12 protein-coding genes are annotated in these 12,513 nt (G+C 61.8%); 9 read left to right on the top strand and 3 right to left on the bottom strand.

The annotated features are described in order from the left end of the window. The first annotated feature begins 23 nt into the window (after positions 1-23). From MOP44_RS09675 to MOP44_RS09640, 8 genes are all read left to right on the top strand, one after another. A complete protein-coding gene (locus MOP44_RS09675; RefSeq protein ID WP_260795833.1) occupies positions 24-503 on the top strand; it encodes a hypothetical protein in 480 nt (159 codons plus the stop codon). A gap of 134 nt (positions 504-637) precedes the next feature. After that, positions 638-1,624, top strand: a complete 987-nt coding sequence (gene hemB, locus MOP44_RS09670; protein WP_260795832.1) for a porphobilinogen synthase — start codon at positions 638-640, stop codon at positions 1,622-1,624. Positions 1,625-1,672: 48 nt separating this feature from the next. Beyond that, positions 1,673-3,367: a GH39 family glycosyl hydrolase gene (locus tag MOP44_RS09665; protein WP_260795831.1), complete on the top strand. Its 1,695-nt coding sequence runs from the start codon at positions 1,673-1,675 to the stop codon at positions 3,365-3,367. Between the two features lie 127 nt (positions 3,368-3,494). Next, positions 3,495-4,733 carry a cation:proton antiporter gene (locus tag MOP44_RS09660; RefSeq protein WP_260795830.1) on the top strand — a complete coding sequence of 413 codons (1,239 nt, stop codon included), beginning with the start codon at positions 3,495-3,497 and terminating at the stop codon, positions 4,731-4,733. Between the two features lie 65 nt (positions 4,734-4,798). Continuing rightward, a complete protein-coding gene (locus MOP44_RS09655) occupies positions 4,799-6,106 on the top strand; it encodes an NCS2 family permease (RefSeq protein WP_260795829.1) in 1,308 nt (435 codons plus the stop codon). 147 nt (positions 6,107-6,253) lie between these two features. Next, positions 6,254-6,991 carry a DUF4397 domain-containing protein gene (locus MOP44_RS09650; RefSeq protein WP_260795828.1) on the top strand — a complete coding sequence of 246 codons (738 nt, stop codon included), beginning with the start codon at positions 6,254-6,256 and terminating at the stop codon, positions 6,989-6,991. A gap of 60 nt (positions 6,992-7,051) precedes the next feature. Further along, a complete protein-coding gene (locus MOP44_RS09645) occupies positions 7,052-7,828 on the top strand; it encodes a glutaminyl-peptide cyclotransferase (RefSeq protein WP_260795827.1) in 777 nt (258 codons plus the stop codon). A 144-nt stretch (positions 7,829-7,972) separates the two neighbouring features. Continuing rightward, positions 7,973-8,584 (top strand): hypothetical protein, encoded by a 612-nt coding sequence (locus tag MOP44_RS09640; RefSeq protein ID WP_260795826.1) that lies wholly within the window; start codon positions 7,973-7,975, stop codon positions 8,582-8,584. Here the strand turns inward: MOP44_RS09640 and metF are convergent. The 3 genes from metF to ahcY form a co-directional block, all read right to left on the bottom strand. Continuing rightward, a complete protein-coding gene (metF, locus tag MOP44_RS09635) occupies positions 8,581-9,438 on the bottom strand; it encodes a methylenetetrahydrofolate reductase [NAD(P)H] (RefSeq protein ID WP_260795825.1) in 858 nt (285 codons plus the stop codon). The two genes, MOP44_RS09640 and metF, sit on opposite strands and share 4 nt — an antisense overlap. Beyond that, the gene (locus MOP44_RS09630; RefSeq protein WP_260795824.1) at positions 9,435-9,857 is read right to left on the bottom strand and encodes a DUF7832 domain-containing protein; all 423 of its coding nucleotides are present in this window, start codon (positions 9,855-9,857) and stop codon (positions 9,435-9,437) included. Before MOP44_RS09630 ends, metF begins: the two co-directional genes overlap by 4 nt. A gap of 86 nt (positions 9,858-9,943) precedes the next feature. Then, a complete protein-coding gene (gene ahcY / locus MOP44_RS09625; RefSeq protein ID WP_260795823.1) occupies positions 9,944-11,371 on the bottom strand; it encodes an adenosylhomocysteinase in 1,428 nt (475 codons plus the stop codon). A gap of 114 nt (positions 11,372-11,485) precedes the next feature. Between ahcY and MOP44_RS09620 the strand changes: the two genes are divergently transcribed. Continuing rightward, the gene (locus MOP44_RS09620) at positions 11,486-12,415 is read left to right on the top strand and encodes an ArsR/SmtB family transcription factor (RefSeq protein ID WP_260795822.1); all 930 of its coding nucleotides are present in this window, start codon (positions 11,486-11,488) and stop codon (positions 12,413-12,415) included. Positions 12,416-12,513 lie beyond the last annotated feature (98 nt).

Here is a 12,513-nt window from a genome sequence, read left to right as displayed (position 1 = left end):
GTGGTAATGGATTGACTCCAGGAATGGCAGCCTGCCCCCGCTGCGGAGCGCCCTTGATGAGCGTGCCGCCGCCTACCTATCCGGGATTCCAGTTCGAACTCGCCGCCTATGCCAGCAAGATGCGCGCCTTGAGCACCGTCTGGTTTATCTACGGCGCCCTTGCGCTGGTCTTTGGCGTCATCGGCATGGCCTTCGCGGATGCATGGCTCGCCAACCGGGGCTTCTGGATGCACGGCCCCTTTGCCCACGGAGGCTTCCCCTTCTGGTTTGGTCCCCAGATCATTCGCTTCGGCTGGATGTACGTGATTGCGCGCGCCGGCCTCGCCATCATGGCGGGCTATGGCCTGATGGAACGCGCCCCATGGGGCCGAATCGTGGCTATCATCGCGGCCGTTGTCAACCTGATCAAGTTCCCCTTCGGCACCGCCATCGCCATTTGGACCCTGGTGATGCTTCTGGGCTACCGCAACACCACCCTCTACGATCGCCTGACCCAAGCGTGAACAGCGGGGCGAGTAGCTTCTAGCCAGTAGCCTCTCGAGCTTCCAGAGCTACCGGCTGTCGGCTACCGGCTACCGGCGCGGCATCGCTGTCATCCGTCACACGCCACGTGCCTTTCGCGCCGTAAACTTGAACCATGAGCTTTCCCGACGTCCGTATGCGCCGTCTGCGCCGCAATGAATCGCTGCGCGCTCTCGTCCGTGAAACCGCCCTCGAGCCCGGCGACCTGATCTACCCCCTTTTCATCTGCCCCGGCGAGGGCGTCCGCAATCCTGTCAGCTCCATGCCCGGCGTCTTCAATCTATCCATCGATGAAGCCGTTCGCGAAGCGGAAGAAGCCGCCAGCCTTGGTATCGGCGGATTGTTGCTCTTCGGCCTGCCCGAGTCGAAAGATGAAGAGGCCACCGGCGCCTGGTCGGACGATGGCATCGTGCAGCAGGCGCTCCAAGCCCTCAAGCAGTCGAGCGCATCCAAGAAGCTTGTCCTGATGGCCGACGCCTGCCTCTGCGAATACACCAGCCACGGCCACTGCGGCGTCATCAAGCAGACAGGCGAGGAATGGGACGTCGAGAACGATCCGTCGCTCGCTCTGCTGGCAAAAACTGCCGTGAGCCAGGCGCGCGCCGGCGCAGACGTCGTCGCCCCGAGCGACATGATGGACGGCCGCGTCGCCGCTATCCGCAAGGGGCTCGACGGCGCGGGCTTCTCCAACACGCCGATCCTCAGCTACGCATCGAAGTTCGCGTCCGCGTTCTACGGCCCGTTCCGCGAAGCCGCCGACTCCGCCCCCCAGTTCGGCGACCGTCGCAGCTACCAAATGGACGGAGCCAACGCCCGTGAAGCCATGCGCGAGATCGAGCTCGACCTCGCTGAAGGCGCGGACATGATCCTGATGAAACCCGCCATGCCCTACCTCGACATCGTGCGCGCCGCCCGCGACCGCTTCGACGTGCCCATGGGCGCTTACCAGGTATCCGGCGAATACTCTATGCTCCACGCTGCCTTCCAGCGTGGCTGGCTCGACCAGAACCGCACCATGCTCGAGTCGCTCCTCGGCATCCGCCGCGCCGGCGCCGACTTCATCGTCACCTACTTCGCCAAGGACGCTGCAAAGCTGCTGTAAAGCGCACCATCAGCGCGGCGGGCCGGTCTGCTCCGTTATCGTGAGCATATGCACCGGCCCACGGTTCGCGCCCTGTCCACTTGCTTCCTGCTCCCGCTCACGGCCATCGCGCAGAACCCTTCTGCTCAAAGCACGCAGCCGTTCACCATCCAGGTTCACGCCGCGCAGACCACCGGTTCCTACGCTCCCATCTGGAACTACTTCGGCGCGGATGAGCCCAATTACACCTACGCGCCCAACGGTAAACAGTTCCTCACCGAACTCGGACATCTCGGCTCCGCACCGGTCTATTTCCGCACACACAATCTCTTCACCACGGGCAACGGCGACAGCTCGCTCAAGTGGGGCTCCACCAACGTCTACACCGAGAAGCCTGACGGCACGCCGGTCTACGACTTCACGATCACCGACCGTATCTTCGACACGCTGATCGCCGCCCACGTCCGCCCTCTCGTTGAAATCGGATTCATGCCGGAAGTGCTCTCAACGCACCCTGAGCCCTACCGGCACACCTTCCCCAAAGGCGATATCTTCACCGGCTGGACTTATCCGCCCAAAGATGAAGCGAAGTGGTCGAAGCTGGTCGAGGTCTACGCCGGGCACCTCCGGGATCGTTACGGCGCGCAGGTGCATGACTGGCTTTGGGAAGTGTGGAACGAGCCCGACATTCCCTACTGGCACGCCACATGGGACGAATACAACCGCCTCTACGACCTGAGTGCCGCGGCCATACGCAAGGCGCTGCCCGAGGCTAAGATCGGCGGGCCTGAGGCGACCGGGATCAGCGACAAATCCGAGCCGTTCCTGCGCCAGTTTCTCGATCACTGCGCGCATGGCGCGAACGCGGCCACGGGCGAGACCGGCGCACCGCTCGATTTCATCAGCTACCACCCCAAGGGCAATCCTAAGTTCGCCGACGGCCATGTGACTATGAGCGTCGCCGCGCAGCTTCGCGCCGCCGAGCGCGGCATGAAGATCCTGGCCTCCGACCCACGCTGGCGCAACACGCCCATCATTCTCGGCGAGTTCGACCCCGAAGGCTGCGCCGCCTGCAAAGGCCCGCAGAACGCCTACCGCAACGGAACCCTCTACGGCGTCAGCGTGGCTGAAGCCGAGATGCGCCTCTACGAACTGGCCCGGCGCAACCGCGTCAACCTGCAAGGCGCGGTCACCTGGGCCTTCGAGTTCGAGGATCAGCCCGCCTTCGCCGGCTATCGCGAGCTGGCCACCAACGGCGTCGACAAGCCTGTGTTCAATGTCTTCCAAATGATGTCGATGCTCGGCAAACCGGGCGCGCAATGGCTCGCCGTCTCCAGTGACGGCGCCCGATCACTCAACGACATCCTAGGCAACGGAGTCACCGGCGCACCTGACGTGAACGCAGTCGCAACCCGCAACGGCGACGAAGTCGACATTCTCCTCTGGAACTATCACGACGCAGATGTCAAAGCTCCGCCAGCCACGATCACGCTCCAGATCGACGGCTTAAAGGGTGACCTCCTCGAATCCGAGTATCTGGTCGATAAGGAGCACAGCAACAGCTACTCCGCATGGCTGAAAATGGGCAGCCCCGAACACCTCGACAAACAGCAGACACTGCGACTCAGATCAGCAGGAGCGCTGCAGGAAGTCACATCGGACAAGCCGGTTCTCTGGGGGAAAGGCGAAAAAGGCCGAACTTCGTTGACGCTGCAGTTGGAACGCCAAGGCGTCGCCCTGATCCGCCTCCGGCCTCGGCACTAAGGGCTGCTTCTGACCAAATCGGGCGATGGCCTTCTTCACTGTGTCCCTTGTCCCTTTGTCCCTCTGTCCCTGCTCTGACGTGCAGCTCACAACTTCGCTAAAGTAGTTTCATGTCTGCGAGGATCGCGTGAGGACGCTCGAGCTAGTCAGTCTGCTAGTGGCTACGGCCGCTGTATTCGGCTGGCTGAGTGTGCGCGTGCTGCGCGTCCCAATCACCATCGGCACGATGCTGCTCACGGTGATCGTCTCGCTGGTACTGGCCAACCTCGGCCCACTCGCGCCCGGCGTGCACTCGTGGGCCGAGCAGCTCGCGAACCAGATCGACTTCGAAGACGTCATCCTCCGCGGCATGCTTCCTCTGCTGCTCTTCGCGGGGGCGTTCCTGCTCGATCTCGACCAGCTCGCGCGTGAAAAGCTGCCGGTCGCGCTGCTCGCGGTCCCTGGCACTGTCATCACGTTTCTTTCTGTAGCCGGTTTGATGAAGCTGCTGATGGGCGCACACGCGTCGTGGATGGAGTGCCTGATTTTCGGCGCTGTGATCTCGCCCACAGATCCCGTCGCCGTGCTGGAGATGCTGCGCCGCGTTGGTATCAGCAAATCCATCGAGTCGCAGCTCGCCGGCGAGTCGCTGTTCAACGACGGTATCGGCGCGGTGCTGTTCCTCACCATGATCGCGATCGCGCGTGGAGCCGCTCCCACCGCCTGGTCCGTCGGCTGGCTGCTGCTGCTCCAGGCCGGCGGAGCCATCCTGCTCGGCATTGCCGCCGCCTGGATCACATCGCAGTTGATGTGCCGGGTGCTCTCCTATCAGATCGATATCCTGCTCTCCCTGTCATTAGCACTCGGCGGCTACGTTCTCGCCGCCAATTGGCGTCTCTCGGCGCCACTCGAGGCAGTGGTCGCGGGACTCGCATTGCGCCACTTCAACCGCAAGCAGCCGCAGGGCCGCATCGCTGACGACCGCCTCGACGAGTTCTGGACGATGACCGACGAGGTGCAGAACTCACTGCTCTTCGTCCTGCTCGGACTCGAGGTGATCTCCGTGACCCTGAACCCGCTGTCGATCCGGGCCGGCGGATCGGCGATCGTCGCCGCGAACCTGGTGCGCTTCGCGGTAGTCGCGGTTTGCGCGCTCATCATTCATCTGTGCCAGAAACAGCGCCGTCGCGCAGTCTTCCTGATGACGTGGGGCGGACTGCGCGGAGGCATCTCGATCGCGCTCGCCCTCTCAATCCCGCCAGCCATTGGCGGTTCCTGGATCCTCGGCGCGACCTACTTGGTCGTTGTGTTCTCCATCCTGGTGCAGGGCGGATCGATGCACGTGATGATGACCCGTCGGACCCGCCAAGACGTGGCTCACGTGTAGTCCGGCGACAGCCCGAGACAAATCACTTTCAAGCGCACGTCCGGTATGCTCTTCTAAATCCACGCATGCTCAAACAGCTCGAAGGCTACTTTGAATTCCAGCGGCTCGGAACCAACTGGCGAACCGAAATTGTCGCCGGCCTGACTACGTTCCTCACGATGGCCTACATCGTGCTCGTGAATCCGAATATCCTGCACGAAACCGGCATGCCGCTGGCCGCGGTAACCGCAGCAACCTGCCTTTCAGCTGGATTCGCCTCCATCCTGATGGGCGTGTTCGCGCGTTACCCGCTTGCGCTCGCGCCGGGCATGGGACTGAACGCCTACTTCACCTACACCGTCTGCCTGAAGATGCACATCCCCTGGCAGATCGCGCTGGGCGCGGTTTTCTTCTCCGGCGTGCTGTTCCTGCTGCTGACGGCAGCAGGCGTACGGCAGATGATCCTGCGCGCCATTCCGCCCGAGTTGTACGCTGCCGTCGCCGGAGGAATCGGACTCTTTATCGCCTTCATCGGCTTCCAGCATGCCGGGCTCATCGCCGCCGACCCCAACACCATGGTGACGATGGGCAACATCCGCAATCCCTCATCCGTCCTCGCGCTGCTTGGGTTGCTGATCATGGTAGTGCTTGAAGTGAAGCAGGTGCGCGGAGCCATCCTCATCGGCGTGCTCAGCGTGACCGCTCTCGCCTGGGCATTCGGCCTGGTGCACTGGACACCGCTTGCGGGCGGATTCGGTCCACTGCGCGACACGGCGCTGCATTTGGATATCCGCGGCGCGCTCGGCGAGGGGCTGCTCGAGATCATTTTCGTCTTCTTCTTTGTGGACCTGTTCGACAACCTGGGCACGCTGGTCGCTGTGACCAAGCGCGCCGGACTCATCGAAGCTGACAACACGGTACCGCGCCTGAACCGGATCCTGTTCACCGACGCCGTCTCTACGGTCTTCGGATCGCTGACCGGCACTTCGACGGTGACCAGCTACGTGGAGTCAACGGCGGGCGTAGCAGCGGGTGGACGATCAGGCGTCACGGCGATCGTCACCGGCGTTCTGTTCCTTTGCGCCATTGCCGCGGTCCCGATCGTCGGCATGGTGCCCGCAGCCGCCACGGCTCCCGCACTGATCATCGTCGGCGCTCTGATGGTCGGCACGGTCACGGAGATACGCTGGCACGATCCGTTGGTGGCCGTGCCGGCGTTCCTGACCCTCGTGCTGATTCCCCTCACCTACTCCATCGCCAACGGCCTTGGCTTTGGCGTAATCGCCTGGGCGGTGCTGCACCTCTTCACGGGGAAATTTCGCCGCCAGGACTGGCTGCTCTACATTCTTGCCGCGCTCTTTCTGGCCCGGTTCATCTACCTGGGAGTCGGGTAACCACTTGTGCACGTCCTGTGCTCCGCCGTCGACTGTTGCCAATGTGTAGAAGTAGCTCAAAAGTCGTAAAATCTGGTCAACATTGACCTGTACGATGAGTGGAACAGTTACGTGCGTGTTTTGGAGCGCTTCGCGGGAGAGCGGGAGATGAGGATCGGGAAGTTGAAGGACGCTTTGACCGCGGCGCGGCTGGTAGCGGTTGCGGGCGCGTCGCTGGCCATTGCACTGGGAATCTCCGCCTGTCAGGTCGTTGCCGGGTTCTCACAGCCCAGTCTGGTTCGGGTCATCAACGCTTCCTATATCGCTCCCGCTGTGAACATATACGTGGAAAAGACCATCTTCGCCAGCAACGTGGGCGAAGGGTTCGTCGGCAACTACGGCACCGCGGCGCCTTCCACCGCCGCGACCGTGACGGCCACAGCGGCCACTGGCGGAGCTGTGCTGGTCTCGGCGGCCGTCACGCTCAAGCCCGGAGCACATCACTCGGTCTTTTTGACAGACAACGGCTCCACGCCCACGCTCTATAGCCTGACAGTGCTGGAAGATCAGAGCATTGCCGCAGCCAGCGGGCACTCCGATTTCCGCTTTCTCAACCAGGCTCCACGAACCGGTGCGCTCGACGTCTACATGGTTCCTGCGGACACGACTCTCGCGAACACGATACCCATCTGCACCAAGATCCCGGTAGGCCAGACCTGCGGCTACATCAGCTTCAAGTCACAGACGGTGACCATGGTGATCACGCCGACGGGCACCACGAAGGTGAAGTACACGTCGACTCCACTGGCCCTCAGCGGCGGAGAAGTTCGCACCGTGGTGATGATCGACAGCCAGCTCACCAGCAATCCGCCTGTGAATGTGGTGATCGCGAACGACGTGAATTGAGGCAGCCGCCCGCCCTCGGCCCTGAACCGTCAGCTCATGTAAGCGCTAGACTCGGAGCTGATGCGACTCCGTTTGCGCGCCTTCGCGCTTCTTAGCCTCTTCATGCCAATGACCGTCGCCTGGTCCGCTCCCGTGGAGACCTATCGTGTGGTGCGGACCTATCCGCATGATCCACAGGCCTTCACCCAGGGACTTCTGTTCGCCAATGGCCATCTCTACGAGAGCACGGGCGAGAATGGCCAATCGACGCTGCGCATGGTGAACCTGGAGACTGGCCGGGCTGAGCAGCAGGTCCCAGTCGCCGCCCAGTACTTCGCCGAGGGCCTCAGCACCTGGGGCAGCACCCTGGTTCAGCTCACGTGGCAGTCGCACACCGCGTTCGTCTATGACCGGTTCAGCTTCCGGCAGTTGCGCACCATGAGCTATCCCTGGGAGGGTTGGGGGCTGACCAGCGACGGGCACTCGCTCATCCTCAGCGATGGAACTGCGACGCTGCACTTCCTCGATCCGGAGACGATGAAGGAGCGGCGGCACGTCGAAGTGAAGGACCGCGGAAAGCCAGTAACCGAACTGAATGAGCTCGAGTACATCAAGGGACAGATCTGGGCGAATGTCTGGCACTCCGACCGCATTGCGCGCATCTCGCCGGCCACAGGCAAGGTGCTGGGCTGGATCGATCTGGCCGGGTTGCTTCCTGCCGATCAGAAGAGCTCGCCTGAAGCCGTGCTGAACGGCATTGCGTATGACGCAAGCAAAGACCGCCTCTTTGTAACCGGCAAGCTCTGGCCGAAGCTGTTCGAGATCAAGGTCGTTCCGATTCAAAAGCCAAAGAAGTAGGGAACCGTCCCGAAGCGCCCGATCACCGGGCCGTCGAGTCTCGTTCTTATCTATTCCCTATTCCCTGCTCCCTGCTACTCTTCCCTGTCCTGCGTCACACCGCGAGTCCAATCTCGCGGCTATACTCATGGCCAACATACAGCTATGGAATTCTCTGTTCTGTCGAACATCCCGAGCATTCTGCATGACGCGGCGATCCTGACCATCTTCGTGGCTCTCACTGGCTACATGATCACGTTCATGAGCGCACACATGCTGGCACGCCGGCGCGACAAGCTCAAGTTGGTGAATAAACGACTGAATGAGCTTTACGGGCCGCTTTACGTCGCCTCAGAAGCTGGCAACATCGCTTACCGGTCGCTGCTCAACAAGCAGGGCAAGCTGCAGAGCGAGCCTATCCGCGACGAGGACCTGAAGGAGTGGGTCCTGTGGATGCGAACCATCTTCATCCCGCTAAACGAGATCCGCGAGAAGATCATCATCGACAAGGCGCACCTGATCGTAGAAGAGAAGATGCCGCAGTGCCTGCTCGATTTCGTCACCCACGTGGTGGGCTACAAAGCAGTACTACGCAAGTGGGCCGACGGCGACTTCACCGAGCGGCGGTCGACGATTGGGTGGCCGCCGGAATTCGATGAGTATGTGCGCAACTCCTACGCCGCCCTCAAAGCCGAGCAGATGCGCCTGATGCACAGCCCCGTCACCCGCGTATGGCACCGCCTATTGGGCCGTAACGGCAAGCGCCCGCGCACTTAAGCCATCACTGACAACTTGAGGCTCTCCCAAAGCCGAAGCGTCGGCCCGGCTTGGTTGATCGTATAGAAGTGCAATCCCGGCGCACCGCTGCGCAGGAGCGTCTCACAAAGGCGTGTAACCACACCCAGGCCGAAGTCGAGCAGCGCATCACGGTCGTTCTGCAGTTCCTCCAGGCGCAGCCTTACCCAGCGCGGCAGATCGGCCCCGCAGCCATTGCAGAAGCGCAGCGTCTTGTCGAAGCTGGTGATGGGCATGATGCCGGGAACGATGGGAATCCGCAGGCCAGCTTTCTCGCAGCGCTCGACGAAATCGAAGTAAGCATCGGCGTTGTAAAAGAGCTGCGTGAGGGCCGAGTCCGCGCCGCACTCCACCTTGTGCACGAAGTTGTCGAAGTCCGCGGCGGGATTGGACGCCTGAGGATGCATCTCGGGATACGCCGCAACTTCAATGCGGAAGTGATCGCCGTGCGTCTCGCGGATGAAGCATACGAGTTCGCTGGCGTAGTGGAATTCGCCGGGAGCGGCTGGGCTCAGCGCTGTGGCAGGCAAATCGCCGCGCAAGGCCACGATGCGCTTTACACCGGCGGCGCGATATTTGTCGAGAAGAGCAGCAATGTTGGCGCGCGTCGATCCAATGCAGGTGAGGTGGGGCGCGGCTTCGATGCCGGTCTCGCGCACAACGGTAAGCAGCGTCTCGTAGGTGCCATCCTGGTCGGAACCGCCGGCACCATGCGTGACGGAGAAATACTCCGGCCGCAACTCAGCCAGTTGCGCCACCACGCCCGGCAGTTTGGCCACACCCTCAGGCGTGCGCGGCGGGAACAGCTCGAACGAGAATCGCGATGTGGACTTCATTTGGCTTTCCATTCCGTAAATCGGCGATCAAGCACAGGCTTGAGGCGATCGAAATTCTCCCAACTGTCTGCTACGTGGTACAGGGTGGCAGCCCCTTCTCCGAGCGTCGCCTCGTAATCCTTTAGGTACTTGCCTTTTTGAAAATTGAAATAGTCTTGCGCAAACGCATTGCCGACGTCGTTCAAGTCTTCGTCTATGAACTTACCGTCGCATAGATTGAAGAAGAGTTGGCCAGGAGTAAGAGAGCGATCACGAAGCTTTTCGATAAACTGCGGAAATTCATCAACGATGAGCTCGCCGGCCAAGCCGCTCAGAAGCGCCCAAGCGACAAACATACCCGCATGAGTGGCTCCGGCTTTGTCCGGCAGGCCACTAGGGAAATTGCCGCCGTAGTGCCAACTTGCATCATCGTATTTCATGGCCCAACAGCTCCCGATTGATAGTAGCCCCAACCGTAATCGCACGGTTGGGGCATGTAGCAAGTGTCATCGCTGACAAATGAAAACTAATAGCGATAGAACTCCGGCTTGAACGGCCCTTCCACCGGCACCCCGATGTAGTCGGCCTGGCGCTCGGAGAGCTGCGTGAGCTTCACGCCGATCTTCTCAAGGTGCAGCCGAGCCACTTCCTCGTCCAGCTTCTTGGGCAGCGTGTAGACCGCGATCTTGTAGGTGTCCTTGTTCTTCCACAGATCGATCTGGGCCAGCGTCTGGTTGGCGAAGCTGTTCGACATCACGAAGCTCGGATGCCCCGTCGCGCAGCCCAGGTTCACCAGGCGGCCCTCGGCCAGGATGAAGATCTCGTGTCCGTCTTCGAAGTGGTACTTATCCACCTGCGGCTTGATGTTGATCTTCGTGGCGGTCTTGTCGCCGTTCAGCCGGTCCATCTGGATTTCGTTGTCGAAGTGGCCGATGTTGCACACAATGGCCTGGTCCTTCATCTTGTGCATATGCTCGAGGGTGATGATGTCCACGTTGCCAGTGCAGGTAACGTAGATGTCGCCGCGGCCCAGCGTGTCCTCAAGCGTCGTGACCTCAAATCCTTCCATGGCGGCCTGCAGCGCATTGATCGGATCGATCTCCGTCACGATCACGCGTGCGCCCATGCCCCGCAGCGAGTGCGCGCAGCCCTTACCCACGTCGCCGTAGCCGCAGATGACAGCAACCTTGCCGGCGACCATCACGTCGGTGGCGCGTTTGATGCCGTCGGCCAGCGACTCGCGGCAGCCGTAGAGGTTGTCGAACTTGGACTTGGTCACCGAGTCGTTGACGTTGATGGCGGGCACCAGCAGCTTGCCCTTCTCCACCATCTGGTAGAGGCGGTGCACACCCGTGGTCGTCTCCTCAGACACGCCGCGCCACTCCTTCACAACCTTGTGCCAGTGCTGCGGATCTCCCGCGTAAACACGTTTCAGCAGGTCCTTGATCACCTGCTCTTCGTGGTTGCCGCTGGGAGTGTTGACCCAGCCGTCGCCGTTTTCGAGCTCGTAGCCTTTGTGGATGAGCAGGGTGACGTCTCCGCCATCGTCGACTACGAGCTGCGGGCCCTTGCCGCCCTTGTGGCTCAGCGCCGCAAAGGTGCAGTCCCAGTACTCTTCCAGCGTCTCGCCCTTCCAGGCGAACACCGGCACGCCGGCGGCGGCAATTGCCGCGGCCGCATGGTCCTGGGTGGAGAAGATATTGCAGCTCGCCCAGCGAACTTCCGCGCCCAGGCTGGTCAACGTCTCGATTAGCACGGCGGTCTGAATCGTCATGTGCAGCGAGCCAGTGACGCGGACGCCTGCCAGGGGCTTCTCGGCGGCGTACTTGTTGCGGATGGCCATCAGGCCGGGCATCTCGTGCTCGGCGATCGCGATCTCCTTCCGGCCCCAGTCGGCCAGGGACATGTCTGCCACTTTGTAATCGGCTGCCGTGATTTCCAGCGTTGTTGCCATCTCAAAACCCTCTCTTCTGCTCTCAAAATCTGCTGTCTGGCCGGATCCAGCTTCCTTGCTTTAGAGCTTTCCATCGACCAATCGTGATATGTTGATATGTACCAGAAGCAAGCCATGACGTCAATCCTGAAAACATTGCGCGCGGCAGCCGATCCCACCCGGCTGCGTATCCTGCTGGTTCTAGAGGAGGAAGAGCTGTCGGTGGCCGAGCTCCAGGAGATCCTGACTCTGGGGCAGAGCACGATTTCGTCCCATCTGGCGCAGTTGAAGCAGGCAGGCCTCGTCGAAGACCGCAAGGCCGGCAAGAGCAGCCTTTACCGGATTTTGCCTGGCGGCGGCGATGGCCTGCTGACAGCGATGCTGGCTCTGGCCGACAAAGAGGTCCCGGAGGCCGCGGCGGACCAGGCGGAGATGCGTCGCGTCGTGAAGAAGCGCCAGGAACGGATGCGCAGCTTCTTCGACGAGATGGCGGGACGGCTGGGCAAGGACTACGTCCCTGGCAAATCGTGGAAGAGCCTGGTGGTGGCGCTGCTCCGCCTGCTGCCGCCGACGACGGTGGCCGATCTGGGCGCCGGCGACGGGAGCCTGGCGCTCCTGTTCTCGCAGACCGCACAGCACGTGATCGCCGTCGACAGTTCCGCGAAGATGCTGGAAGTGGCGCGCGAGCAGGCCGCCCGGCAGGGCGTGCGGAATGTCGATTTCCGTCAGGGCGACGTGGAAGAGCTGCCGATCGAGTCGGGCAGCGTGGAGCTCGCGTTCTTCTCGCAATCGCTGCATCACGCGCTGCATCCCAAGCGCGCCCTCGCAGAGGCGTTCCGGATCCTCAAGGCCGGAGGCCGCGTGGTGGTCCTCGATCTGGCGAAGCACCGCTTCGAGGAAGCCCGCGAGCTCTACGCCGACGAATGGTTAGGCTTCGGCGAAGCGGAGCTGGAGCAGATGCTGACGGAAGCTGGCTTCAGCAAGCCCGAAGTCGCTGTCGTCGACCGCGACCCAGACGCCCCACAGTTCCAGACGCTGCTGGGGATCGCGGTGAAGCCTCAGTAAACCTAGCCGCATTTCTCCTTGACACGCCCGCGGAACATCATTTCGAATCCGGCTCACGATCCCCAGGTGAAGAAGATTGTCTGCCGAGCAGACTTGCG

The sequence above is a fragment of the Occallatibacter riparius genome (assembly GCF_025264625.1).
GTDB classification, from domain to species: Bacteria; Acidobacteriota; Terriglobia; order Terriglobales; family Acidobacteriaceae; genus Telmatobacter; species Telmatobacter riparius.
This window is presented reverse-complemented; position numbering and strand designations above follow the sequence as displayed.

Bases quoted from the DNA above. Each gene is read 5' to 3' on its own strand.
- MOP44_RS09655 (WP_260795829.1), top strand. From the start codon at position 4,799: ATGCTCAAACAGCTCGAAGGCTACTTTGAATTCCAGCGGCTCGGAACC.
- MOP44_RS09645 (WP_260795827.1), top strand. From the start codon at position 7,052: ATGCGACTCCGTTTGCGCGCCTTCGCGCTTCTTAGCCTCTTCATGCCA.
- MOP44_RS09630 (WP_260795824.1), bottom strand. From the start codon at position 9,857: ATGAAATACGATGATGCAAGTTGGCACTACGGCGGCAATTTCCCTAGT.
- MOP44_RS09640 (WP_260795826.1), top strand. From the start codon at position 7,973: ATGGAATTCTCTGTTCTGTCGAACATCCCGAGCATTCTGCATGACGCG.
- ahcY (WP_260795823.1), bottom strand. From the start codon at position 11,371: ATGGCAACAACGCTGGAAATCACGGCAGCCGATTACAAAGTGGCAGAC.
- metF (WP_260795825.1), bottom strand. From the start codon at position 9,438: ATGAAGTCCACATCGCGATTCTCGTTCGAGCTGTTCCCGCCGCGCACG.
- MOP44_RS09620 (WP_260795822.1), top strand. From the start codon at position 11,486: ATGACGTCAATCCTGAAAACATTGCGCGCGGCAGCCGATCCCACCCGG.
- MOP44_RS09665 (WP_260795831.1), top strand. From the start codon at position 1,673: ATGCACCGGCCCACGGTTCGCGCCCTGTCCACTTGCTTCCTGCTCCCG.
- MOP44_RS09650 (WP_260795828.1), top strand. From the start codon at position 6,254: ATGAGGATCGGGAAGTTGAAGGACGCTTTGACCGCGGCGCGGCTGGTA.
- MOP44_RS09675 (WP_260795833.1), top strand. From the start codon at position 24: ATGGCAGCCTGCCCCCGCTGCGGAGCGCCCTTGATGAGCGTGCCGCCG.
- hemB (WP_260795832.1), top strand. From the start codon at position 638: ATGAGCTTTCCCGACGTCCGTATGCGCCGTCTGCGCCGCAATGAATCG.